This is a genomic window from Bacillus sp. FSL M8-0077 (assembly GCF_038050255.1).
In the GTDB taxonomy this organism is placed as follows: domain Bacteria; phylum Bacillota; class Bacilli; order Bacillales; family Bacillaceae; genus Bacillus; species Bacillus altitudinis.
On sequence record NZ_JBBPAF010000001.1, the window covers coordinates 1763413 to 1788796 of the forward strand.

Genomic DNA, 25384 nt, shown 5'->3' on the forward strand with positions numbered 1-25384 from the left:
ATTGATATAATGACTATTAAATGGCTGTTTCACGTATATATCAGCTATGTTCTAATACATAATAAATAGGATGAACAAAGGAGGTTTCTCATGACGTACTTACAAGAGAAGACATTTGATACACCTGGTCTTCATACTCATATTGTCAAAACAGAAAAATTTAAAACCGTGACGATCCTTTTTAAAATGCTTGCGTCTTTATCCAAAGATGACGTCACCATGCGTTCTCTTTTCCCGCATGTACTTTTAAGAGGAACAGAAAAAATGCCGAAAACGGGAGAGCTTCGTGCTTATTTCGACGAGCTCTATGGGGCGACCGTTTCCGCAGACATGGCGAAAAAAGGTGAAAATCACATCATTACCTTCCGTCTAGAAATGGCGAATGAAAAATATTTAAAGGATCAAACCCCTTTACTAGAAAAAGGGATTGCCTTACTTTCTGAACTATTATTCCAACCGTACGTGGAAAACGGGGTATTTCATGAATTGTACGTTGAGCAAGAAAAACGAACATTGAAACAGCGCATTCAAGCCGTTTATGATGACAAAATGCGCTATTCAAACTTAAGACTTGTGCAGGAAATGTGTAAAGGTGAGCCATACGCACTGCACGTCAATGGTGAAATGGAAGACGTCGAAGCGATTACGGCAGAAGCGCTCTTTAAAGCATACGAGCATGCACTTCAGTCAAATCAGCTGGATCTCTATATTGTGGGAGACGTTGATGAACAAGACATCAATCGAATGGTCTCGCAATACTTTCAAACAAGTGAAAGAGAGCCGGTCAAACAAAATACCGAATCATCAAGATCACAAATAGAGCCAAAAGAAGTCATTGATGAAGAGGACGTAAAACAAGGAAAGCTGAACATTGGCTTTCGCACACATACAACGATAGCAGATGAAGATTATCCGGCGCTGCATTTGTTTAATGGCATATTCGGCGGCTTCTCGCATTCAAAGCTATTTATCAATGTGCGGGAAAAAGCAAGTCTTGCGTACTATGCTGTTTCTAGACTTGAGAGCTTTAAAGGTTTGATGATGGTCATGTCAGGAATTGAAGTCGGCAACTATCAGCAGGCAGTAGACATCATTAAAGAACAATTTGATGCCATGAAAAAAGGCGATTTTTCTGATGAAGCAATTGAGCAGACAAAGGCTGTTGTCAAAAATCAGCTGCTCGAAACCATTGATACGTCTTATGGAACAGCGGAATACTTATATCAGCATGCCGTCGTGCCAACAGGGGAGAGCCTCGATTCCTTTTTAGAAGCGTTAGACAGAGTGACAAAAGAGGACATCATCAAAGTGGGTCAAAAAATCGAATGGGATACGACCTATTTTCTTAAAGGAACGGAGGGTGCTTGATGACAGTGAAAACAATTCAATTCGATCAGCTGCAAGAGACGGTGTATCACGAAAAAATGGACAGCGGACTAGACGTCTATGTGCTGCCAAAGCAAGGGTTTAACAAAACCTATGCAACCTTCACAACAAAATATGGCTCTGTCGACAATGAATTTGTGCCGCTTGGCAAAGAAGACATGATCCGAGTGCCTGATGGAATTGCCCATTTCTTAGAGCATAAGCTGTTTGAAAAAGAAGATGGAGATGTGTTTCATACATTTAGTAAACAGGGGGCAGCCGCAAACGCATTTACGACGTTTACGAGAACGGCTTACTTATTTTCAAGCACGGCCAATGTCGAACAGAATCTTGAAACACTCATCGATTTTGTGCAAGAGCCTTATTTTACTGAAAAAACGGTCGAAAAAGAAAAAGGCATCATTGGTCAAGAAATCAACATGTATGATGACAATCCAGATTGGCGTTTATTCTTTGGTCTGATCGAAAACCTCTATCAAGAGCACCCAGTGAGAATTGATATTGCTGGAACTGTCGAAAGCATTGCGCCTATTACGAAAGACCATTTATATGAATGCTACGAAACGTTCTATCACCCAAGCAATATGCTTCTTTTTGTAGTGGGTCCTGTTGATCCGGCGCAAATTTTAGACCAAGTAAGAGCGAATCAGGCAAAAAAACCATTTACCGATCAGCCGGAAATTCAGCGGAAAGAGATCAATGAACCTGATCGTGTATACCGAAAAGAATACGAACTGAAAATGAATGTACAAGGCTCTAAATGTATGTTTGGTTTGAAAACGAAAAACCCACATAAAAAAGGAAAACAGCTCCTCAAACATGAGCTTGGCATGAATCTTATTTTAGAGACATTGTTTGGTAAAAGTTCTCTGCAATATGAGCGTATGTATGAAAAAGGCTTGATTGATGAGACATTCAGTTACGATTATACGGAAGAAGGCGGTTTTGGCTTTACTTCAGTTGGTGGAGACACAAATGACCCTGATCAACTCGCAGATGAATTAAAAGAAACGCTTCTTCAAGCAAAAAGCCTGATTACAGAAGAAAAGATTGAACTTGCTCGCAAGAAAAAAATTGGCAGCTTTTTAAAAGCGATGAACTCTCCAGAGTACATCGCCAATCAATTCACTCGGTACGCATTCTTAGAAATGAGCTTATTTGATGTCGTGCCAGTGTTGGAGCAAATCCAATTAACAGATATTCAGCAAATCTTAGACGAAGAAATTGATGAAGAAAGAATGTCAGTTTTCAAAGTCGTGCCGAAAGCAAAATAAATGAAAAAAAGACAAACTCAACGTATAAGAGTTTGTCTTTTTTGTGTCTAGCTAAAGAATGCGCTTTAAATGTGAGGATATTGATTGACAATTGTTTCGGGATTTAGTTAAACTCTTTAATAGTTAAACACTTAAACTAAAAAGGAGCAGCTTATGGAACAAAATAAAATTGCCCAGCTCATTCAGAGGTATGCAGATGTCTATCTCATGATGGAGAAAAAAGTATCGAGTATGATCACAGAAAAGCTTGATAAAGAGCTGACGCTTGATCAATATTACTCGCTTCGATACATCAATTTACATCCGGGGTGTACATCAACGGACCTGGCTTATGTATGTAATGTAAACAAAAGTGCTGTAACATCCATGACCAATCGCCTTTTTACGAAAAACTATATTTTTCGTGAACATGATCAAGCTGACAGAAGAAATGTTCACCTGTACGTCACGCCAGAGGGCAAAGATGTAGTCAGTCGAATGGAGAAGCAGCTTCAAGACCTAGTTCGATCTTATTTTGAAAAGCTTGAAGAAAAAGAAATGGAATCATTTATTCAAACATATGAAAAGATCTATCAAGTGATCATCGAAGAGGAGGCACAACATAGTAATGAGAGCAATCATAAAGGGTAGATGGCTGATCACGATCCTTTGGGTCGTACTAGCGGCTGTATTATTAATCACCGCTCCTAATATGGCGCAATTAACAAAAGAAAAAGGGCAGATTTCTGTTCCAGATGGTTATCCTTCTTCCTACGCCGATCAATTATTAAAGAACATGTCTGAAAATGGGGATACGGAAAAATCGATCGTCATTGTCTTTCAAGGAAAGGATATCGTCAAAGAAAGAGAAGCTTCTTTAAAGAAAGCGATGGAGATTTTAGAAAAGGATCAAGATCTCCATGTTGAAGACATCACTTCTTATTTTGATGCAAACAAAGATATTAAAAAACAGATGCTCTCTAAAGATCAAACAACACTTCTTGTTCCAGTTACATACGACTCGAACAAAATCAAAGCATCCGATTTTAAAGAAAGAGTCAATGAAAAGCTTAAGAGCCTGAACCTGAAATTTGAAATGACAGGGCAGCCGCTAATCGACGATGATGTCATCACAAGCTCACAAGAAGGTCTGAAAAAAACGGAATTCATTACAATAGGGTTTATTTTAATTGTTCTTGTGCTTGTCTTTAGATCCGCAGTGGCACCGTTCGTTCCTTTAGTGGCCGTAGCGCTTTCCTATTTGGTCAGCCAATCCATTGTGGCTTACCTAGTAAAGTATGTTGATTTTCCGCTCTCGACCTTTACCCAAATTTTTATGGTCGCCATCATGTTTGGGATTGGAACCGACTACTGCATCCTGTTGCTAAGCCGGTTTAAAGAAGAACTATCTCACGGAAAAGATAAGATTGAGGCGATTATTACAACATATAAGACGGCAGGTAAAACCGTTTTATTCAGCGGAATTGCTGTCCTCATTGGTTTTACATGTATCGGTTTAGCCGAATTCCAACTGTATAAATCAGCTGTCGCCGTGGCGGTTGGTGTCGCCGTGTTAATTGTGGCACTGCTCACTGTCGTTCCATTCTTTATGGCGGTTTTAGGAAAAGTGTTATTTTGGCCGATCAAAGGCGATATTGCCCACCCGCAATCGAAAATGTGGGAAACAGCCGGTCGTTTTTCATTTAAGAAACCACTTCTCAGCTTGTTAATCGTTGCAATTATTACCCTTCCAGCGATTCTCATGTATAAAGGGACACTTTCATATAACAACCTAGACGAAATCGGCAATAAATACGAATCCGTCAATGCATTTAATACGATCTCTGACAAATTTGGACCAGGTGAAGCCCTTCCAGCAACCGTTGTCGTGAAATCATCCGATCTTTTAGACAATAACGAAGGTCTGATTGCTGTTGAAAAACTAAGCCGCGCCATTGAACAAACAGATGGCGTGAGTAAAGTAAGAAGTGCCACACGCCCTGTTGGAAAAGGACTGAATGATCTGTACGTGAAATCTCAAGCCAAAGAGCTAAATAGCGGGCTTGATAAAAGTAATGAAGGGTTGAAAAAGATCCAAGATGCTCTTACAACCATGAGTAAATCCATCGAGGATCAAACACCACAAATTAAAGCATCTGGAAAAGGCATTAACAAGCTGATTTCTGGAACTGAATCCGTACAATTAGGTATTCAAAATGTTGAAAAATCGTTAAGAAAACTAAAAAACGGTATTGATCAGAATAAACAAGGTGTTGCTAAAATTAAAAATGAAATAAAAGCTGCGAAAAAAGAACTAACGGATCAGGTTGCACAAGTGAACCAGCAAGTGGCACTGTATAAAAACATTTCCAAAGAATTAAAAGCAGCATTGGCACAAGTCGATACGTCATCCTCTGCCGCAGCGGATGTAAAAGCTTTGATCAGTCAAGCGAATAAACAGTTCAGTACACTTGAAGAGCAAATTCCGCAGGTGAAAGAAAATCAATCATATCAAGCCATCAAAGCTTCATATAACGAACTTTCTACTACCTTGCAAGAAGGAGCCAAACAGGCTGACAGCTATGCAAAACAAGCAAAAGAAGCAAAAAAACAGCTTGAAGCAGCAGATGCTTTTATCGCAACAGCTTCAGAGCAGCAAAAAGTGTTTACAGATCAAATTGATGAGCTGATTGCTGGCTTAGAAGCCATTGAAAACGGGCTAGATCAAACGTCTAAAGGCCAAGGACAGCTAGCTGATAGTATGCCTAAACTTGCAAATGGAGCCGGCGACATCATTAATGGTCAAAAACAAATGAAAGAAAAAATTGGCGGCTTTGGTGACGATCTGACCAAGCTGACAGATGGTCTAAACAAAAGTGTCGACGGCCTTGAGAAAATTTCAAACGGCTTAATGGGTGCAGGAGACTACTTAGATGAACTGAAAAACGCACCAGATCAAGACATGGCCGGTTGGTTTATTCCAAAAGATGTCCTAAAAAATAAAGCTTTCAAGCAAGTGTTCGATTCCTATATGTCGGATGACCGCAAGATGACAAAGATTGACGTCATCTTAGAAGACAATCCATATGGAAACGACGCCATGAAAACGATTAAACAAGTAGAGGCTTCCGTCAAACGTGCACTTCCTGAAACAAACTTAAAAGATGTTTCATTTGGCGTATCTGGTGTTTCAAGTATGAACGCTGATTTAAAACAGCTGTCAGACCAAGACTTCAATAAGACGGTTCTTTACATGATGATCGGTATTTTCCTGATACTTGTGATTCTGTTCCGTTCTCTCGTGATGCCGCTTTACTTAGTTGGATCGCTGATTTTAACGTACTTTACCGCCATTGGTGTAACAGAATTTATTTTCACCCATTTCTTCGGATATCCGGGCATCAACTGGGCTGTTCCATTCTTTGGCTTTGTCATCTTAATGGCGCTTGGAGTCGATTATTCGATTTTCTTAATGGAACGTTTTAATGAATACAAAACAAAAGACATCCAGTTTGCCATGACCGAATCAATGAAAAATATGGGATCTGTTATTATGTCTGCTGCCGTCATTTTGGCAGGAACATTTGCAGCGATGCTGCCATCAGGTGTATTGTCACTCTTACAGATTGCAACACTTGTTCTCACAGGGCTTTTATTGTATGCGCTCGTTGTGCTACCATTGTTCGTACCTGTGATGGTCAAATTGTTCGGATCAGCGAATTGGTTCCCATTTAAACGAAAAGAATAAGGATTCCATAAAGAAAGTAGGAACAAAGTATGAGTCGTTGGGCACTGATTACTGGTGCCAGTGGCGGAATTGGGCAGGCGACAGCCAAAAAGCTTGCCCAAGAAGGCTGCCATCTGATGCTCCATTATCATCAAAATGAACAAGCGGCTAGTCATCTTTCCGCTTATCTCAAAGAAACATATCAAGTAGAAACGTACGTCGTCCAAGCTGATTTAGCGAAAACAGGCGGAGCAGCAGAGCTTGTCAGCCGCCTGCCGCTTGATCCAGATATTCTTGTTTTAAATAGCGGAAAGAGTCATGTTGGTTTAGTGACAGATACTGAAAAAGAAGTTCTAGCCAGCATGGTGCAGCTTCATGTGACAAGTCCTTATGAGCTTACCCAATCCATTTTGCCTGCCATGATTCAAAAAAAGTCAGGTCATATTATTGCAGTTAGCTCGATATGGGGGGAAACGGGTGCCTCGTGTGAAGTACTGTATAGTATGGTCAAGGGTGCGCAAAATGCCTTCATTAAAGGACTTGCCAAAGAGCTTGCCCCTAGTGGAATTAGAGCAAATGCAGTCTCACCAGGTGCTGTTCAAACTGATATGATGAAAAGCTTCACTCAAGAAGACCTTGCGATGATGGAAGAGGAGATTCCGCTCGGCCGTCTTGCCGCACCTGACGAGATAGCCGATGCCATTTGGTTTCTTGCCTCCAAGCAGTCAAGTTATATCACAGGTCAAATTTTATCTGTAAATGGCGGCTGGTACTGTTAAAAAACGTGTATAATTCATCTCTCCATGACAAAAGCTATGGCTGTAATTCATCTTTTCGAATGGAGGAATCGACATGTCTGTACTTGAGAGCTGGGACCATTGGAAAAACTTTTTAGGTGACCGTTTAAATCATGCACAGGATAAAGGTTTATCAGATGATACCATCAATAACCTTGCGTATGAAATTGGAGGATACCTAGCTAATGAAGTTGAAGCAAAGAATGAGCAAGAAAGAGTACTTTCTGACCTTTGGAGCGTTGCATCAGAAGATGAGCAGCGTGCCATTGCAAACATGATGGTCAAGCTAGTTGAAAATAATAGCTCGCACTAAACAAAAAGAGAGGTCGTTTGTGCCTCTCTTTTTATTTTAACCGTTTCACAACATTGTGCTTTCTAAAAATGTGAAAATGCTTTATGATAAAGGAAGGTAAAAATTTGCCACAATGAAGGGGGTAATATCATTTGGCAAAGCTCGAATGGTATTTTGAATATGAGATACAGGTGAACCGTCCCGGACTTTTAGGAGACATTTCTTCTTTAATGGGGATGCTTTCAATTAATATTGTGACAATTAATGGTGTTGATGTATCAAGACGCGGCATGCTTCTTCGATGTGACCACACAGATCAAATTAAGCGACTTGAATCAATTTTAAATACAATGGAAACGATAAAAGTAACGAAACTAAGACAGCCAAAACTTCGTGACCGTTTAGCTGTTCGTCATGGAAGATACATTCAGCGTGATGCGGATGACAAAAAGACGTTCCGTTTTGAAAGGGACGAGCTTGGTCTTCTTGTCGATTTTATGGCTGAATTATTTAAAAAAGAAGGACATAAATTGATTGGAATTCGCGGAATGCCGCGTGTTGGAAAAACAGAATCAATTGTTGCTTCAAGTGTATGTGCAAGTAAGAGATGGCTGTTTGTATCGTCGACTCTTTTGAAACAGACCATTCGCAGTCAGCTGATTGCCGATGAATACAGCCCGGATAACGTCTTTATTATTGATGGGATTGTGTCGACAAGAAGAGGTTCTGAGAAGCACTTGCAGCTTTTAAGAGAAATTATGAGACTGCCTGCGACAAAGGTGGTAGAGCATCCAGATATCTTTATTCAAAATTCAGAATATACAATGGATGATTTCGACTACATCATTGAATTGCGTAATAGTGCAGACGAAGAAATTACATACGAGCACGCTGAAGAACCACAAGTGTTTGATCATTCTGGTTTTTCTGGCTTCGATTTTTAATATGGTAATGGTAGGTGTTTGTTTTGACTGAATTGGGAAAACGGCTCGTTGAGGCCAGAGAGGAAAAAGGGATGTCGCTGGAGGATCTGATGGCGGCTACCAAAATCCAAAAGCGCTATTTGCTAGCAATAGAACAAGGAAACTATGATATCATTCCAGGTAAATTTTACGTCAGAGCGTTTATTAAACAATATGCCGAAGCCGTTGGACTGAATCCTGAACAATTGTTCGAAGAGTTCCGTAAAGATGTACCAAGTACGTATAACGATGAAGTGTCTGATAAATTATCAAATATTAAACCGCAAAGAGAGCTGCCAAAGCCTGCCTCAAAGGTACTGGAGCTACTTCCGACGATTTTAATCATTGGAGGAATCCTTGTGGTGATCGCTATCATTTATGTGATCATTCAAGCGGTTAATCATGATAGCGGACAGAAAAATAATCAGGCGGCTCCTCAGCAATCAGAATCAAAATACGAAGTGTCTGAGGATTCATCGCTTGCAAAGGATCAAAAGAAAAAGGAAAAAGCTTCGTCAGATGATCAAGAAAAATCATCTGAAAAAGACGATTCCTCAAAGGATTCATCTAAAGACGATGAAGATGTTTCTTTGAAGGCGACGAATACAGAGGGTTCTACGACAACGTATGAAGTATCAGGTGCAGAAGAGATGGAGCTAACCATTTCTTCCTCGCAAGCTTCATGGCTTCGTGTGAGAGACGAATCTGGAAAAGTGCTGAAGATGGGTGAATTGAAAGATGGCGAATCGTTTAAAACAGACTTAACTGATCTTTCCCAAGTCGATATCCGCTTAGGAAATGCAACGGGAATCGATATCAAAGTCAATGACGAAACGCTGAAGTACGAATTAGACCCTAAAAACACCATGACACAAAACATTGTGATTGTGAATAAAGGAAAGGAAAAGTCATCTTAAGCAAGTAGATGACTTTTCTTTTGTTCCTACTATTATATACATAAAAAATGCTTTATTGGAGGATTGGAATTCATGTTTAACTTACCGAATAAAATTACTCTTTCTAGGATCGCTTTGATTCCTGTGTTTATGTTGATTATGCTTGCTCCATTAGATTGGGGTGTTGCGCGCTTTGGTGATGTCAGCATCGAAGTCACTCACCTTGTTGGAGCGATCTTGTTTATTGTCGCTTCGACAACCGACTGGATTGATGGTTACTATGCACGTAAGCTCAATTTAGTCACAAACTTTGGTAAATTTTTAGATCCGCTTGCAGATAAATTGCTTGTTTCAGCGGCTTTAATTATACTTGTTCAATACAACCTCACACCGGCATGGATGGCGATTGTGATCATTAGCCGTGAATTTGCTGTAACAGGCCTAAGGCTTGTCTTAGCTGGAGGCGGTGAAGTGGTCGCAGCCAATATGCTTGGAAAAGTGAAGACGTGGGCGCAAATCATTGCGATTTCGGCACTTCTTTTGCATAACTTGCCGTTTGAGCTTGTATCATTCCCATTTGGTGATCTTGCCATGTGGGTAGCGGTGTTCTTCACTGTTGTCTCAGGCTGGGATTACTTTGCGAAAAACTGGGAAGCCTTAAAGAATTCTAACTAAAAAGGACGTGTACGCTTTGAAGTCAGAGAGAAAAGCAGAAATTATTGCAGTCGGTTCCGAACTTTTGCTAGGGCAAATTACGAATACGAATGCACAATTCATCAGCAAACAACTAGCTGAAATTGGTGTGAATGTTTATTACCACACAGCAGTTGGTGACAATCCAGAGCGTTTAAAAAGGGCCATTCAAGTGGCACAGGAAAGATCGAATTTTATTATCTTCTCAGGGGGTCTTGGACCAACGAAAGATGATTTAACAAAAGAAACCATTGCAAATACGCTCGGTAAAGAGCTTGTGCTAAATGAAGAAGCATTTGAGTCTATTCAAGAGTACTTCCGTAAAACCGGACGTGATATGTCGCCGAACAACCGTAAACAGGCGCTCGTTCTAGAGGGATCTGATGTGCTCGTAAACCGTTTCGGAATGGCACCTGGTATGTTTATACAAGAGGGAGATACGTTTTACATTCTGCTCCCTGGACCGCCAAGTGAATTGCACCCGATGTTTGAAAACGAAGCGAAGCCGCTTATTTCTGAAAAACTCGGCCTAAAGGAAAAAATCGTGTCTGTTGTCTTGCGTTTCTTTGGCATCGGTGAATCTCAACTGGAAACAGATCTTGAAGATTTAATTGATGCACAGACCAATCCAACGATTGCACCGCTTGCAGCTGACGGGGAAGTGACGCTAAGGCTGACAGCCAAGCATGAGGATGAAAAAGAAACAGAGCGTCTGTTAAAAGAAACAGAAGCACAAATTTTAGAACGGGTCGGCGAGTACTTCTACGGATATGGTGATACATCTCTGGCTTTTGAAGCTTCAAAGGCCTTGCATGAACACGGGAAAACAGTGGCAGCGGCTGAAAGCCTGACTGGCGGTATGTTTTCAGAGTGGCTGACAGATCTCGAAGGGGCATCATCCATTTTAAACGGCAGTGTGGTTTGTTACACAAATCAAGTCAAGCAGCAAGTGCTGGGCTGCCGTGAAGAAACATTGTCTTCTCATGGTGCTGTCAGCAAAGAGTGTGCGTTAGAACTTGCAGAAGGCGTTAGAAAACTGACGGGAAGCGATATCGGTATTAGCTTTACAGGTGTGGCAGGTCCTGAACCACACGAAGGACAGCCGGTTGGAAAAGTATTTATCGGGCTATCGACAAAAGACCAGACAGACGTGTTTGAATGGATGTTTACTGGCAGTCGATCAGGCATTCGCAAGCGTGCTGTGAAATATGGTTTGCACCATCTTCTCAAATTATTAAAAGAAAGTTAATTTTGTTTTTTATGAGGTTTACTCCTTTATAAAAGAGCGTTTTTTCTAATAGAAACAGTTCTTTCCTTAAATAATCTGCCAAGAAAAAATCGAATATGTGTTCGTTTTTTTCTTGGCAAATGACGTAAAACAAGGTATAGTATAGATAGTGGAATTGATAAAGGAGGAAACAATAGAATGAGTGATCGTCAAGCAGCCTTAGATATGGCTCTTAAACAAATAGAAAAACAGTTTGGTAAAGGCTCTATTATGAAACTAGGAGAGCAAACAGATACACGTATTTCAACAGTACCTAGTGGTTCGTTAGCACTTGATACTGCGCTTGGAATAGGTGGATACCCTCGCGGCCGTATTATTGAAGTATATGGTCCAGAGAGTTCTGGTAAAACGACAGTAGCACTTCATGCAATTGCTGAGGTTCAGCAGCAGGGAGGACAAGCTGCATTTATCGATGCGGAGCATGCGCTAGATCCAGTTTACGCTCAAAAATTAGGTGTCAACATTGATGAGTTGTTACTTTCTCAGCCGGATACAGGAGAACAAGCACTTGAAATTGCAGAAGCACTTGTTCGTAGTGGGGCAGTTGATATTGTTGTCATTGACTCAGTAGCTGCTCTTGTACCAAAAGCAGAGATCGAAGGAGACATGGGAGATTCACACGTTGGTCTTCAAGCACGTTTGATGTCTCAAGCACTTCGTAAACTATCTGGTGCTATCAACAAATCAAAAACAATTGCGATCTTTATTAACCAAATTCGTGAAAAAGTAGGGGTTATGTTTGGTAATCCTGAAACAACGCCTGGTGGACGTGCACTTAAGTTCTATTCATCTGTTCGTTTAGAAGTACGCCGTGCTGAACAGTTGAAACAAGGGAACGACATCATGGGGAACAAAACGAGAATTAAAGTTGTGAAAAACAAAGTGGCACCGCCATTCCGTATTGCCGAAGTAGACATTATGTATGGTGAAGGTATCTCGAAAGAGGGAGAAATCATCGACCTTGGAAGCGAACTAGATATCGTACAAAAGAGCGGGGCTTGGTATTCTTATCAAGAGGAACGTCTTGGACAAGGACGTGAAAATGCGAAGCAATTCCTAAAAGAGAATAAAGACATTCTTCTTATGATTCAGGAGCAGATCAGGGAGCACTACGGTTTGGATACAAACGGAGTGAAATCAACTGACGAAGAAGGACAAGAAGAATTGGAATTGAATGACTAAAAAGACGCTGAAAAGCGTCTTTTTTTTACAATTACATGACAGCTAGCGGGTCAAAAGTTCTGTCTTTGCTTGAAATAACGACTTACGCCTCAGTCTGACTAGCTTGACAAGTATTTCCGACACAATTACAATGGGAATGTATCACTTGTTTTTCTTAACATGATTGATAACTAATTTAAACTTGACAAGGGCAGTGAGGATCTCATTCCCTGTGAAGGCCCTGTATGTTGAGACACAAAACAATGTACATGCCGACACTTTATTTGTAAAACCAAGTTCATAGCAAGAGGAGGTGAAAATATGTCGCCTACGATGTTTACGATCATCTCCATTTTGCTGAGCCTAATCTGTTTAGTTGTTGGCTACTTTGTTCGTAAAACCATTGCAGAAGCAAAAATATCCGGCGCAAGAAACATGGCCGAACAAATTGTTGAGGATGCAAAGCGTGATGCGGAAGCATTGAAGAAAGAAGCACTCTTAGAAGCGAAAGATGAAATTCATTCGTTTCGTGTAGAGGCGGAGCAAGAAGTTCGTGAAAGACGTAATGAGCTTCAAAGACAAGAAAACCGTTTACTTCAAAAAGAGGAAAACCTTGATCGCAAGGATGAATCTTTAGATAAACGGGAGTCCCTGTTGGAGAAGAGAGATCATTCTCTGAATGAACGACAACAACATATTGAAGAGATGGAAAGCAAAGTGGATGATATGATTCGTTTGCAGAAAGCCGAGTTGGAGCGTATTTCTAGTCTAACTCGAGATGAAGCGAAACAAATCATTCTGGATCAAGTTGAAAATGAGCTTTCCCACGACATTGCAGTCATGACGAAAGAATCTGAAAACCGGGCGAAAGAAGAGGCTGATAAAAAAGCGAAAAACATTCTTTCACTTGCGTTACAGCGTTGCGCGGCTGATCATGTAGCTGAAACAACGGTATCTGTAGTCAATCTTCCAAATGATGAGATGAAAGGTCGTATTATCGGACGTGAGGGACGAAATATCCGTACGTTAGAAACGTTAACAGGTATTGACCTGATCATTGATGATACACCTGAAGCTGTCATCTTATCGGGCTTTGATCCGATAAGACGTGAAACAGCGAGGATAGCTCTGGACAAGCTAGTCCAGGATGGACGTATTCATCCTGCACGAATTGAAGAAATGGTGGAAAAATCACGCCGTGAAGTCGATGATTATATCCGCGAGATGGGTGAGCAAACGACATTTGAAGTCGGAGTTCACGGTCTGCATCCGGATCTCATCAAAATTCTCGGTCGCTTAAAATTCCGTACAAGTTATGGACAAAATGTCCTGAAGCATTCAATTGAGGTTGCACATCTTGCAGGTCTCATGGCTTCAGAGCTTGGAGAAGATGCAAAGCTTGCAAAACGAGCAGGTCTTCTGCATGACATTGGAAAAGCCATTGATCATGAAGTAGAAGGAAGCCACGTGGAAATTGGCGTTGAGCTTGCGACGAAATATAAAGAGCATCCTGTTGTCATCAACAGTATTGCATCTCACCATGGTGACCAAGAACCGACATCTATTATCGCTGTTCTTGTTGCGGCAGCCGATGCATTATCTGCAGCACGCCCTGGTGCAAGAAGTGAGACGCTTGAAAATTACATTCGGAGACTTGAGAAATTAGAAGACATCTCTGAATCTTATGAAGGTGTTGAAAAATCGTTTGCGATACAAGCTGGACGTGAAGTGCGTATTATGGTGAAGCCAGATTCAATTAATGATCTTGAGGCTCACCGTCTAGCAAGGGATATTCGTAAGCGAATTGAGGACGAGCTCGATTACCCTGGTCACATTAAAGTGACAGTTATTCGAGAAACTCGCGCAGTAGAGTATGCAAAATAGAGCGGTGCGCTTAGCACCGCTTTATTTTTTTGTGTAAATATGCAACACTGATAAGAAGATCATTTTATAAGAGAAAGGGTTCAAAACGTATGAAAATATTATTTGTTGGAGATATCGTTGGTTCACCTGGCAGAGATACACTGAAAGAATACTTGCCAAAGCTAAAGAAAAAATATCAGCCGCACTTTACGATTGTCAATGGAGAAAATGCGGCTCATGGGAAAGGCCTCACAGAGAAAATCTATCACGAGCTGCTTCAAGCTGGGGCTGATGTGCTCACGATGGGGAACCATACATGGGATAAAAGAGACATTTTTGATTTCATCGATGATGCACCCCATATTGTTCGTCCGGCAAACTTCCCGCAAGGTACACCAGGGAAAGGTCTCACTTTTATTAAAAAACAAGGTAAAGAACTAGCTGTCATCAACTTGCAAGGCCGCACATTTTTACCTCCGATTGACTGCCCATTTCAAAAAGTAGATGAGCTCATAGCAGAAGCTTCAAAACGTACACCGTTTATTTTTATTGATTTTCATGGTGAAGCCACAAGTGAAAAGCAAGCAATGGGTTGGTATACAGACGGCCGTGCATCATGTGTTGTTGGAACACATACACATGTTCAAACAGCAGATAACCGCGTCTTGCCAAAAGGAACTGCTTATATTTCGGATGTTGGCATGACTGGTCCTTATGACGGTATTTTAGGTGTTGACCGAGAAACGATTATTAAACGATTTAAAACGAGCCTCCCTGTCCGTTTTGAAATTGCAGAAGGCCGCACGACATTAAGTGCAGTGATCGTAGAAATTGACGAACCGTCGAAAAAAGCTGTCAAAATTGATCGAATTTTGATAAATGATGACCATATTTTCTTTGAATAAATGTTCACATATTTATTTCAGAAAAATATTAATCAGAAAGAAGGAATATGCGCCCTCTATCGTGAATATAGTAAAAATGGTAGGTAGCCTGCTATTTTTGAAAAACATTTTGGGGATGGATTTTCAAAAAAATAGCAACATCTAACAAAGATTGTTCTAATGAACACTCACTTATCCATTGTAAATTTAAGGGGGAGCAAAAATGGAAATTTTAAAAGTTTCAGCAAAGTCAAATCCAAATTCAGTAGCAGGAGCATTAGCCGGCGTTTTACGTGAACGCGGTGCAGCGGAAATACAGGCTATCGGCGCTGGAGCACTGAATCAGGCGGTCAAGGCTGTCGCCATTGCAAGGGGATTTGTTGCGCCTAGCGGAGTGGATTTGATATGCATTCCAGCCTTTACTGACATTCTTATCGATGGAGAAGAAAGAACAGCAATCAAACTGATTGTTGAACCACGATAATTCTAATTTTATTATTTTCAACCTGCTTACATCATGTAAGCAGGTTGTTTTTGTTTACCGCTATACATTTCTCATATAACATATTTCTTTCACAAAATAGATAGAAAATGACATATTAGAGCTTGCATTTTTTCACCATGATGATAAATTAAGATTAAGTTGAAAATACTTCATCAAAAATAAATATTTAAGTAGGTGAAATAATGATTGAAGCTTTTTTAAAAAGAGGAAAGCTTGTTTTTATTTTATTTTTTATCGTTCTCATTGCTGGAGGTTATTTGTTTACACAGCTACCTAAACGAGAATTGCCAGAGTTTCAAGCGAATATTGTGACCATTTCGACTGTTTTCCCAGGTGCTGATGCAAAACAGGTAGAAAGTGATGTCACCAATAAGCTCGAGTCAGCCATTTCTGATATCAATGGCATAGAGAAGACAAGCTCTGTTTCTGCCATTGGTTTTTCAAATATTGTGCTTGAAATTGATGATCAAGCCGATTTTCAAAAGGTGGCAAGTCAAATCAAGAGTGAAACCACAAATGCCGCCTCTTCTTTTCCAGATGGTGTGATGGAGCCAGATGTAAAGGATGAGTTTGGCAACGTGCCAGTTGGTTCTTATATGATTGTAGCAAGTAACTCATCTGATTTAGCAAAAAGTCAGGAATCGCTGCGTGCGTTAAAAGAAAAAGTGGAGGACATCAAAGGTGTTGATGGTGTCGTCATCAAAGGATTCAATGACAAACAAGCAATATTGAACTTGGATTCAAGCAAACTGGAGGATAATGGGTTAAACGTGACCGATGTCACAAATGCTATCAATCAAGAATTTGACACATCCCCTCTAGGTGACGTCCAGGCAGATGGAGAAAAGGTCAAGCTGTCCATTGATGCCTATGATCGTTTAGATCAAATCAAAAAGATTGAGATGTTCTCAAAAACGAGCCGAGAGCCTGTTACAATCGGTCAGCTTGGTCGTTTAAAAGAAGTAGAAAAAGAGAAAAGTGATATCGTTTCATATAATGGAAAGCCCGCCTATTCATTTACAGTCAATATCAAGCCAGGACTGGATATTCCTAAAATGTATGACAAAGTTAGTGCGGTCATTGAAAAAGAGAAAGAGCTGCCAAATGGTGTGGATTGGATAGACTACTATTCACAAAAAAGTGAAGTAGATGCCATTTTTAACGATTTAATCAAAGAAGCGATCGTGGCCGTCGTCGCCGTCATTATCGTCACCACACTTGGTCTAACCATTGGTGGTGCGTTTATCGTTTCACTTGCAATCCCGCTATCCATAACGATCGGAACCATTCCGCTGCCGTTTTTACAAGTGGACCTTAATCAAATTTCAATTATTGGCTTTATCATTGCCCTAGGGATACTTGTAGATGACGCCATTGTCGTCAATGATAATATTTTAAGGCAGATGAAAAAATACGAAAGTCCGCTTAAAGGAACCATTGCAGGTGTAAAAGAAGTGGCTGGATCCATTTTAACGTCAACACTGGCAGTTGTCTTTGCCTTCTTACCACTTGTTTTCCTTTCTGGTGCGAACGGTTCATTTATTCGAGCGTTACCGTCTGTTCTAGTCACAACTGTACTTGCGTCAATGGTCATTTCATTGACACTTGTGCCAGTGTATCAATATACAGCAAACCGAAAAAGAAAGAACAAGAAGATTCAAAAGGAACCGGGCTTTTTAGGCAAACCATTAAAAAGATTAGCCGATTTTTATGCAGATCGAGTACTGACAAACATCGTGAAGCGGCCACTTCTCATTGGATTAAGTGGTTTGCTCGTTGCCACACTTGCCTTTTTGCTTATTTTCGCAACACCATTTGAGTTTTTCCCTGGGGCGAATAAGAAAGAGGTGGTTGTCACTGTGACACTTCCAAGTGAAACAACCTTAGACAAAACAAATGACACATTAGAGAAAATAGAACATGAGATCAAACAGCAAAAAGGCATTGAAGAGACGGCCATATTTGTAGGCGGCGGTGTGCCGAACTTGTTTAATGAAAGTATCTCAAACGCAAGTGATCACACTGGTCAGGTTGTTGTCAGAGTAGACAATGATCAGCTGACAAGCAAAGCATTGATCGATCGTATGACAGAACCATTGCGAAAGAAATTTAAAGATGCTGATATCTTTATGAAAACCATTGTTCAAGGTCCGCCAACTGGAGCGCCTGTGACTGTGACCATTGCAGGAGAACAATTTTCAAAGCTCGTGGATGTGAAAGAGAAGCTCACAAAAGAAATGAAAGAAAGCGGAGCGAGTCTGATCACAGACGATGTCAATCAGCCGGTGAAAACCATCTCATTTGAATTAAATCGTGACCGAATGGCAGAGGATGGGCTCACTGCTCAGTTTGTCAGCAGACAGCTTGGCCTTGTCACAGAAGGAATTCCGTTAGGCACTTTTAAACAAGGAACAGATGACATCGACCTCGTAGTGAAACAGGACATGGGGACACATCAAAACGGACTGAAGCTAAAAGACATCAAGGTACCTGTGAGTCCAAATGAGGGTGGCATTCCTCAACTGGAGCCGCTTAGCCGATATGTAAAGGAAAAAGAAACAGAGCAGTATGAAAGCATTCCTCATGAAAACGGGATACCGACGATCACGTTAAAGGCATATCCTGGTACATCAGATACGTTTAAAGACGATATGACAGAAGTCATAAATGAAGTTGGGAAAAGCGATGCAGCGAAGAATTTGACCATTTCTCAGGGTGGAGAAAATGAAGATCAAACTCAATTCTTTATTGAAATTAGTCTCTTATTTGGGGTAGTCCTTCTGCTCATTTATGTGACCATCGCTTTCCAGTTCAATTCACTCCTGCTTCCGCTTTTAGTTCTTGGAACGGTTTACTTAGCGATATCCGGAGCCATTATTGGACTATTTGTCACTCAAACGCCGTTTAGCTTTATGGCCACAATGGGGATTGTCTCATTGGCAGGTATTGTTGTCCGAAATGCGGTCGTTTTGTTTGAATTTATTGAACAGCGGCGCAAGCAAGGTCTCGATCAACAGGCAGCTGTGATTGAAGCAGGGAGAGCAAGGATTAGACCTATTTTGCTGACAGCATTTACAGCACTTGTCGCCCTTATGCCTGTAGCACTAAGTAATGATCCGCTCTTTAAACCGCTGGCCATCTGTATTGTATCGGGCGTGTTCTTCTCAACAATTTTGACATTATTAATTGTGCCTGCCTTATATATTGCCGTTTCAAAAAGACGCTGACGAGAAAAGCAAATCTCCTTCTATTCGGGGATTTGCTTTTTTATGTGGAGTAACTTTGTTATGATAGGAATAAAAGCCTAAATTTGAGCTCGTTTCAATTATTAGACCAGTCAGTATCTAGAACTACGTTTAAACGATTGATCATTCCACTGATAACACCTTACTTCTATAGGGGAGGGGCTTTTTTTGGAAATGCGGAGTATTTATAAAAGTGAAGGAAAAAAACTTATTACTCAACATTATAATGATTATCTAAAGTCTTTTGATTTTGATGTTGAGCAGATTTATGTTGATACAAGTTATGGAAAAACGCATGTACTTATAGCCGGACCACCGGAAGGGAAACCTATTTTTATATTTCAGGGTGGTAATTGTATAAACCCGATGACTTTATCATGGTTTTTGCCACTTGTAGAAAAATATAGAATATATGCTCCAGATACAATTGGTCATCCAGGATATAGCAGTGAAAATAGAATGTCAGCGAAGGACAATAGTTTTGCTGAGTGGATCAAAGAACTAATGGATTACTTTAGTATCGATCGAAGTGCATTTGTTGGTCCATCTTACGGGGCAGGTATTATTTTGAGGTTAGCTGCCTTTATGCCGGAAAAAATTGACTGTTCTGTTTTGGTCTCACCTGCAGGCATAAGTTTAGGCTCTAAGTTTAAAATGATTCAACATATTTTACTTCCCTTAGTCTTGTTTAAAGCCACTTCTTCACAAAAATATCTCAATAAAATCACTGATACAATGTCAGATAATAGCATGAGGGAAATGGATAAAAAATTGATTGGTGATATTTTTAAATATATTAGACTTGAACAAGAAATGCCGAAGTTAACAACGAAAGAAGAATTAACTTCCTACCGTTCTCCCACTCTCATCATAGCAGGAAAAAAGGATATCTTTTTCCCTGAAAGTACATTAATGAAAGTAGCTAGTGACATCATTCCGAATTTGACTGGATTTAAGGCGTACGATATGGGCCATTTCCCATCTAAAGAACATCTGTTACACATGAACAATGATATTGGAGATTTCTTAAAGAAGTACTACTAAATCTTATATTTATGGAACTGTAATATAACTAGGGAACTTCAAATCATTATGAGGTTCTCTTTCGTTTTTTTTTAGAACTAGCACTGTTTTTTAGAAAAATATCCAAAAAAATTTGTGGAGTGCTCATTTGTCTTCTCTCAATAGACAGTGCTATTTACGGTTAAAAAAAGGCATGGTAAAATCTCATTGGGAGAAGTTTTTTAACAAAGGGGTTGTACGTCATGTGTGGAACGATGAAAGCGATTGTTAAAAAAGAAAGCGCTTACGGAGCGGCGATGATGGAAATGCCGATTCCAGAAATAAGGGATCATGAAGTGCTTATCCAGGTAAAGGCTACATCGATATGCGGAACGGATGTGCATATTTATAATTGGGATGATTGGGCGAAGGGGAGAGTCAAAGCACCGTACATTTTTGGTCATGAATTCACAGGGGAAGTTGTCAAAACGGGGAACCAAGTCTCACGAGCAAAAGTTGGGGATTTTGTATCGGCTGAGACGCATATTGTATGTAATCAGTGTTATATGTGTTTAACGGGTCAGCAGCATTTGTGCAGCGAAACGAAAATTTTAGGGGTAGACATTGATGGCTGTTTTGCTGAATATGTCAAAGTACCAGAACAAAATGTGTGGCATAATCCAGCTCAAATGCCAGTGGAAATTGCATCTATTCAAGAGCCGCTTGGAAATGCTGTTCATACAGTTCTGCATACACCTGTATCAGGAAAATCAGTGGCGATTTTTGGCTGCGGGCCCATTGGTTTAATGGCGATTGCGGTTGCAAATGCCGCCGGGGCTGTCCAAGTGTTCGCTGTTGATAAAAATGAATACAGACTGGATCTTGCCCGTAAAATGGGTGCAGATCATATCGTGGATATCGGAAAAGATGATCCTGTTGCCATGATTAAGCAGCTCACGCGGATGGAAGGGGCAGACGTGATGTGTGAGATGTCAGGACATCCCGTTGCGATTAATCAAGCACTTGAAGCTTGTGCAAATGGAGGGAAAGTGAATATACTAAGTTTGCCAGAGCGGCCGGTAACCATTGACATTACGAATCAAATTGTTTTTAGGGGATTAACCGTGCAAGGGATCACGGGGAGAAAAATGTTTGAGACGTGGCGTCAAGTATCTGAACTTTTAAGAACGAATACCATTGATGTACAGCCGGTCGTCACCCATACGCTGCCATTTGAAGATTTTGAAAAGGGATTTGAACTCATGAGAAATGGTACGTGCGGGAAGGTCGTACTCATCATGCCATCATATCAAAGGGGGACGAAATGATGAAAGAATTTACGTATTTACAAGATGAATTGGACACAATGAAGCAGCAAGGCACCCACCAAACACTGAAAGAAATCGATTCCAAACAATCATCCACGGTGACATTAAATGAACAATCCGTCATACAACTCTCTTCAAATAACTACTTAGGTCTCACCTCACATCCAAGGCTGATGAAAGCGGCAAAAGAGGCGATTGATGAATTCGGTGCTGGAACAGGATCTGTACGAACCATTGCTGGAACGATGACGATGCATGAACGGCTTGAAAAAAAGCTCGCTGCTTTTAAAAAGACAGAGGCAGCCCTTGTATTTCAATCAGGCTTTACGACCAACCAAGGGGTCTTATCGAGCATTCTCACAAAAGACGATATTGTCATTTCAGATGAGCTGAACCATGCCTCAATCATCGATGGGATTCGCTTAACAAAGGCAGATAAAAAAGTATATGCTCATTCTAATATGGAAGAGCTTGAGAAAATTTTAAAGAAATCGATGAATTACCGCGTTCGTCTTATCGTGACAGATGGTGTGTTTTCAATGGATGGAGATATTGCACCGCTTCCTGAGATTGTAAGACTTGCAGAAGCATATGATGCCTTTGTGATGGTAGACGATGCCCATGCGTCTGGAGTACTTGGTGAAAATGGGCGCGGAACGGTGAATCATTTTCAACTTGACGGCAGAGTGCATATTCAGGTTGGCACACTTAGTAAGGCAGTTGGTGTGCTAGGCGGTTACGTAGCTGGTTCTGCTGTTTTAATCGACTACTTAAAGCATAAAGCAAGACCGTTTTTATTCAGCACCTCACATCCGCCGGCTGTCACAAGAGCCTGTGAAGAAGCCATTGAAGTGCTGTTAGACGAACCGGAACGCATTGAAACACTTTGGGAGAACGCAGCCTATTTTAAAGAAAAAGTCATCGGTCTTGGATTTGAGGTGGCACCAACAGAAACGCCTATTATTCCGATGATGATTGGAGACGAGGCACTCACTTTCCGTTTTTCAAAAGCATTAATCGAGCGCGGCGTTTTCGCTCAAGGCATTGCTTTCCCAACTGTAGCGAAAGGAAAAGCGAGAATTAGAGCCATCATCACAGCAGAGCACACAAAAGAAGAGCTTGACCGTGCACTGACAATCATCGAAGAAGAAGCAAAAAAACTGAATATACTTGATTGAGAGAGCTGAGGCTCTCTTTTCTTTTGATAAAGAGTATTGATGACTGTCCAGATGAATAGACATTTTTCATAGAAAAAACACGTGTGAATTTATTTTCAATTCACGACAAAATAGTCTATACTGTAGGGTGGAGCTTGGTTTGAAAGGAGTATAAATTCATGAATGAAGAGCAGAGAAAAGCGAGCGGACAAGTAAGTTCATCGGACAAAAAATCCGAGAAGGACTACAGCCAGTATTTTGAAGCTGTGTACATTCCGCCTTCCTTAAAAGATGCAAAAAAACGGGGTAAAGAAGAAGTCGAATACAATCAATTTCAAATTGACGAGCGGTTTCAAGGGTTAGGGAACGGCCGCAAGTTTTATATTCGCACATATGGCTGTCAAATGAATGAGCATGACACAGAAGTGATGGCTGGTATTTTTATGGCGCTTGGTTATGAACCAACAAATTCGACTGAAGATGCGAATGTCATCTTATTAAACACTTGTGCTATTCGTGAGAATGCCGAAAACAAAGTGTTTGGAGAGCTTGGTCATTTAAAAGCATTAAAGCGTGAAAAGCCGGATTTAATCTTAGGGGTCTGCGGATGCATGTCGCAAGAAGAATCGGTCGTTAACCGTATTTTAAAGAAACACCCATTTGTTGACTTGATTTTCGGTACCCACAACATTCACCGCCTGCCAGAGCTATTATCTGAATGCTACCTGTCAAAAGAAATGGTCATTGAGGTATGGTCTAAAGAAGGCGATGTGATTGAAAATCTTCCGAGAGCCCGCCAAGGAAAAATTAAGGGCTGGGTGAATATTATGTACGGCTGTGATAAATTCTGTACATACTGTATCGTCCCTTACACGCGCGGTAAGGAAAGAAGCCGCCGTCCGGATGAAATTATTCAAGAGGTCAGACGCTTAGCAGCAGAAGGATATAAAGAAATTACCCTTCTTGGTCAAAACGTGAATGCGTATGGAAAAGATTTTGAAGACATGGAATATGGTCTTGGTCACCTAATGGATGAGCTGCGTAAAATCGATATACCACGTATCCGTTTTACAACAAGCCACCCGCGTGACTTTGATGATCACTTAATTGAAGTGCTTGCCAAAGGCGGAAACCTTCTCGATCATATTCATTTGCCGGTTCAATCAGGAAGTTCTTCAGTGCTGAAACTCATGGCAAGAAAATACGACCGTGAACGTTACCTTGACCTAGTACGCAAAATCAAAGAGGCAATGCCGAATGCTTCATTAACAACGGACATTATCGTTGGGTTCCCAAATGAAACAGATGAGCAGTTTGAAGAAACGCTTTCCCTCTATCGTGAGGTTGAGTTTGATGCGGCTTATACGTTCATTTACTCTCCAAGAGAAGGAACACCAGCAGCCAATATGAAAGACAACGTGCCAATGCGTGTAAAAAAAGAACGTCTGCAGCGCCTGAATGCACTCGTGAATGAAATTTCCGCGAAAAAAATGAAGGAATATGAAGGGCAGACTGTCGAAGTACTAGTAGAGGGTGAAAGTAAAAACAACCCTGAGATCCTAGCCGGATATACAAGTAAAAGCAAGCTTGTGAATTTTAAAGCACCAAAAGAAGCGATTGGCAACATCGTCAAAGTGAAAATCACACAAGCCAAAACTTGGTCTCTTGACGGAGAAATGGTTGGAGAAGCTATCGAGGTGAATTAAAATGACGCTTTATTCAAAGAAAGAGATTGTCGAGCGCGCAAGAGAGCTCGCGAAAATGATTTCTGAAACAGAAGAAGTTGATTTCTTCAAAAAAGCAGAAGCGCAAATCAATGAAAATACAAAAATTGCAGCGATCATTAATCAAATTAAGGCGCTTCAAAAGCAAGCTGTGAATTTAAAGCATTATGGTAAACATGAAGCCTTAAAACAAGTGGAAGAAAAAATTGATGCCCTGCAAGAAGAACTGGATGAGATCCCAGTGATTCAAGAATTCAAAGAATCACAAACAGAGGTTAATTCCTTGCTTCAGCTTGTAGCGCACACGATTTCTAATCAAGTAACGGATGAAATCATTCTTTCAACCGGCGGTGATCTCTTATTAGGAGAAACCGGTTCAAAAGTGAAAAACTCATCCCAAAGTTGCTCCATTAAATGAGAAAACCCCGCAGATGCGGGGTTTTTTGTTTCCTGATGTAAAAATTGCATACCTTCCTTCTCCTTCAGCTTCCATTGACCCCGATCTCTCACTCTCCAACTTTTCCAATTTTCAAGGCAAGTTTATGGGCGACCATGCATACACTGAAACAGAAATGAATTTAATTGAACATGAGACTCAAAATCGTGACACACTAGACGAATGCCCAGCATAAGATAAAACGATCAAGAACAAGGAGGCATGCCGGAATGTCTGAATACAGAGAAATTATTACAAAAGCGGTGGTTGCAAAAGGGAGGAAATTTACCCAAAGCACACACACCATTTCTCCATCGCAAAAACCAACCAGCATCCTAGGCGGTTGGATCATTAATCATAAGTATGATGCTGAAAAGGTCGGTAAAACCGTTGAGATTGAAGGTACGTTTGATATTAACGTGTGGTATTCTTACGCAGACAACACGAAAACCGAAGTGGTCACAGAACGTGTGAAATATGTAGATATCATCAAACTGAGATATAAAGATAAAAACTTTCTTGATGATGAGCACGAAGTGATTGCGAAAGTCTTGCAGCAGCCCAATTGCTTAGAAGTGACCATTTCTCCAAATGGCAATAAAATTGTCGTTCAAGCAGAGCGTGAATTCATTGCTGAAGTAGTAGGGGAAACCAAAATTGTTGTAGAAGTCAATTCAAGCTGGAAAGAAAAAGATGATCACGAATGGGAAGAAGAAGTGGATGAGGAATTAGAAGATATTCATCCAGAATTCCTAGCGGGTGATCCAGAAGAGTAATTGATGACT

Annotated in this window: 21 protein-coding genes; all 21 read left to right on the forward strand. The window is 40.7% G+C overall.

Translation table 11 applies throughout. The features are described from left to right. The first annotated feature begins 90 nt into the window (after positions 1-90). The 21 genes from yfmF to cotE all read left to right on the forward strand — a co-directional run bounded on the left by yfmF (position 91) and on the right by cotE (position 25375). The gene (gene yfmF / locus NST57_RS09005; RefSeq protein ID WP_341298414.1) at positions 91-1368 is read left to right on the forward strand and encodes an EF-P 5-aminopentanol modification-associated protein YfmF; all 1278 of its coding nucleotides are present in this window, start codon (positions 91-93) and stop codon (positions 1366-1368) included. Next, positions 1368-2660, forward strand: coding sequence for an EF-P 5-aminopentanol modification-associated protein YfmH (gene yfmH, locus NST57_RS09010; protein WP_341298415.1), 1293 nt, complete (start codon positions 1368-1370; stop codon positions 2658-2660). The genes yfmF and yfmH overlap by 1 nt, the downstream gene beginning before the upstream one ends. A 153-nt stretch (positions 2661-2813) precedes the next feature. Then, a complete protein-coding gene (locus tag NST57_RS09015) occupies positions 2814-3290 on the forward strand; it encodes a MarR family transcriptional regulator (RefSeq protein WP_142155103.1) in 477 nt (158 codons plus the stop codon). Continuing rightward, positions 3268-6387 (forward strand): MMPL family transporter, encoded by a 3120-nt coding sequence (locus tag NST57_RS09020; RefSeq protein WP_341298416.1) that lies wholly within the window; start codon positions 3268-3270, stop codon positions 6385-6387. Before NST57_RS09015 ends, NST57_RS09020 begins: the two co-directional genes overlap by 23 nt. A 29-nt stretch (positions 6388-6416) precedes the next feature. Next, a complete protein-coding gene (gene ymfI / locus NST57_RS09025; protein ID WP_142155105.1) occupies positions 6417-7145 on the forward strand; it encodes an elongation factor P 5-aminopentanone reductase in 729 nt (242 codons plus the stop codon). 73 nt (positions 7146-7218) lie between these two features. After that, on the forward strand, positions 7219-7476 hold the full coding sequence (locus NST57_RS09030) for a DUF3243 domain-containing protein (protein WP_008344693.1): 258 nt from the start codon (positions 7219-7221) through the stop codon (positions 7474-7476). Between the two features lie 131 nt (positions 7477-7607). Continuing rightward, positions 7608-8399 carry a DUF3388 domain-containing protein gene (locus tag NST57_RS09035; protein ID WP_003211480.1) on the forward strand — a complete coding sequence of 264 codons (792 nt, stop codon included), beginning with the start codon at positions 7608-7610 and terminating at the stop codon, positions 8397-8399. 23 nt (positions 8400-8422) lie between these two features. Further along, positions 8423-9334, forward strand: a complete 912-nt coding sequence (locus tag NST57_RS09040; RefSeq protein ID WP_142155107.1) for a RodZ domain-containing protein — start codon at positions 8423-8425, stop codon at positions 9332-9334. Positions 9335-9406: 72 nt separating this feature from the next. Continuing rightward, on the forward strand, positions 9407-9988 hold the full coding sequence (pgsA, locus tag NST57_RS09045) for a CDP-diacylglycerol--glycerol-3-phosphate 3-phosphatidyltransferase (protein WP_008344688.1): 582 nt from the start codon (positions 9407-9409) through the stop codon (positions 9986-9988). A gap of 16 nt (positions 9989-10004) precedes the next feature. Next, positions 10005-11255, forward strand: coding sequence for a competence/damage-inducible protein A (locus NST57_RS09050; RefSeq protein ID WP_116306871.1), 1251 nt, complete (start codon positions 10005-10007; stop codon positions 11253-11255). A 177-nt stretch (positions 11256-11432) separates the two neighbouring features. After that, positions 11433-12476: a recombinase RecA gene (gene recA / locus NST57_RS09055; RefSeq protein ID WP_007499478.1), complete on the forward strand. Its 1044-nt coding sequence runs from the start codon at positions 11433-11435 to the stop codon at positions 12474-12476. 300 nt (positions 12477-12776) lie between these two features. Then, positions 12777-14339 (forward strand): ribonuclease Y, encoded by a 1563-nt coding sequence (gene rny / locus NST57_RS09060; RefSeq protein WP_003211958.1) that lies wholly within the window; start codon positions 12777-12779, stop codon positions 14337-14339. Positions 14340-14428: 89 nt separating this feature from the next. Next, positions 14429-15223, forward strand: a complete 795-nt coding sequence (locus tag NST57_RS09065; RefSeq protein ID WP_019744184.1) for a TIGR00282 family metallophosphoesterase — start codon at positions 14429-14431, stop codon at positions 15221-15223. A 202-nt stretch (positions 15224-15425) separates the two neighbouring features. Next, a complete protein-coding gene (gene spoVS / locus NST57_RS09070; RefSeq protein WP_003211281.1) occupies positions 15426-15686 on the forward strand; it encodes a stage V sporulation protein SpoVS in 261 nt (86 codons plus the stop codon). 203 nt (positions 15687-15889) lie between these two features. After that, a complete protein-coding gene (locus tag NST57_RS09075; RefSeq protein ID WP_341298417.1) occupies positions 15890-18934 on the forward strand; it encodes an efflux RND transporter permease subunit in 3045 nt (1014 codons plus the stop codon). 192 nt (positions 18935-19126) lie between these two features. Continuing rightward, positions 19127-19996 (forward strand): alpha/beta fold hydrolase, encoded by an 870-nt coding sequence (locus NST57_RS09080; RefSeq protein ID WP_341299210.1) that lies wholly within the window; start codon positions 19127-19129, stop codon positions 19994-19996. Between the two features lie 221 nt (positions 19997-20217). After that, positions 20218-21282 (forward strand): L-threonine 3-dehydrogenase, encoded by a 1065-nt coding sequence (gene tdh / locus NST57_RS09085; protein WP_142155111.1) that lies wholly within the window; start codon positions 20218-20220, stop codon positions 21280-21282. After that, complete coding sequence (locus tag NST57_RS09090) at positions 21279-22460, forward strand: glycine C-acetyltransferase (protein ID WP_007499472.1); 1182 nt, start codon at positions 21279-21281, stop codon at positions 22458-22460. Before tdh ends, NST57_RS09090 begins: the two co-directional genes overlap by 4 nt. 158 nt (positions 22461-22618) lie before the next feature. Beyond that, a complete protein-coding gene (miaB, locus tag NST57_RS09095) occupies positions 22619-24145 on the forward strand; it encodes a tRNA (N6-isopentenyl adenosine(37)-C2)-methylthiotransferase MiaB (protein WP_007499471.1) in 1527 nt (508 codons plus the stop codon). A gap of 1 nt (position 24146) precedes the next feature. Then, positions 24147-24581, forward strand: a complete 435-nt coding sequence (locus NST57_RS09100; RefSeq protein WP_060832340.1) for a RicAFT regulatory complex protein RicA family protein — start codon at positions 24147-24149, stop codon at positions 24579-24581. A gap of 248 nt (positions 24582-24829) precedes the next feature. Further along, the gene (gene cotE / locus NST57_RS09105; RefSeq protein ID WP_007499466.1) at positions 24830-25375 is read left to right on the forward strand and encodes an outer spore coat protein CotE; all 546 of its coding nucleotides are present in this window, start codon (positions 24830-24832) and stop codon (positions 25373-25375) included. Positions 25376-25384 lie beyond the last annotated feature (9 nt).

Coding starts and splice junctions, on each gene's coding strand:
- yfmF (WP_341298414.1), top strand. CDS start 91: ATGACGTACTTACAAGAGAAGACATTTGATACACCTGGTCTTCATACT.
- yfmH (WP_341298415.1), top strand. CDS start 1,368: ATGACAGTGAAAACAATTCAATTCGATCAGCTGCAAGAGACGGTGTAT.
- NST57_RS09015 (WP_142155103.1), top strand. CDS start 2,814: ATGGAACAAAATAAAATTGCCCAGCTCATTCAGAGGTATGCAGATGTC.
- NST57_RS09020 (WP_341298416.1), top strand. CDS start 3,268: ATGAGAGCAATCATAAAGGGTAGATGGCTGATCACGATCCTTTGGGTC.
- ymfI (WP_142155105.1), top strand. CDS start 6,417: ATGAGTCGTTGGGCACTGATTACTGGTGCCAGTGGCGGAATTGGGCAG.
- NST57_RS09030 (WP_008344693.1), top strand. CDS start 7,219: ATGTCTGTACTTGAGAGCTGGGACCATTGGAAAAACTTTTTAGGTGAC.
- pgsA (WP_008344688.1), top strand. CDS start 9,407: ATGTTTAACTTACCGAATAAAATTACTCTTTCTAGGATCGCTTTGATT.
- recA (WP_007499478.1), top strand. CDS start 11,433: ATGAGTGATCGTCAAGCAGCCTTAGATATGGCTCTTAAACAAATAGAA.
- rny (WP_003211958.1), top strand. CDS start 12,777: ATGTCGCCTACGATGTTTACGATCATCTCCATTTTGCTGAGCCTAATC.
- NST57_RS09065 (WP_019744184.1), top strand. CDS start 14,429: ATGAAAATATTATTTGTTGGAGATATCGTTGGTTCACCTGGCAGAGAT.
- spoVS (WP_003211281.1), top strand. CDS start 15,426: ATGGAAATTTTAAAAGTTTCAGCAAAGTCAAATCCAAATTCAGTAGCA.
- NST57_RS09075 (WP_341298417.1), top strand. CDS start 15,890: ATGATTGAAGCTTTTTTAAAAAGAGGAAAGCTTGTTTTTATTTTATTT.
- NST57_RS09080 (WP_341299210.1), top strand. CDS start 19,127: ATGCGGAGTATTTATAAAAGTGAAGGAAAAAAACTTATTACTCAACAT.
- tdh (WP_142155111.1), top strand. CDS start 20,218: ATGTGTGGAACGATGAAAGCGATTGTTAAAAAAGAAAGCGCTTACGGA.
- NST57_RS09090 (WP_007499472.1), top strand. CDS start 21,279: ATGATGAAAGAATTTACGTATTTACAAGATGAATTGGACACAATGAAG.
- miaB (WP_007499471.1), top strand. CDS start 22,619: ATGAATGAAGAGCAGAGAAAAGCGAGCGGACAAGTAAGTTCATCGGAC.
- NST57_RS09100 (WP_060832340.1), top strand. CDS start 24,147: ATGACGCTTTATTCAAAGAAAGAGATTGTCGAGCGCGCAAGAGAGCTC.
- cotE (WP_007499466.1), top strand. CDS start 24,830: ATGTCTGAATACAGAGAAATTATTACAAAAGCGGTGGTTGCAAAAGGG.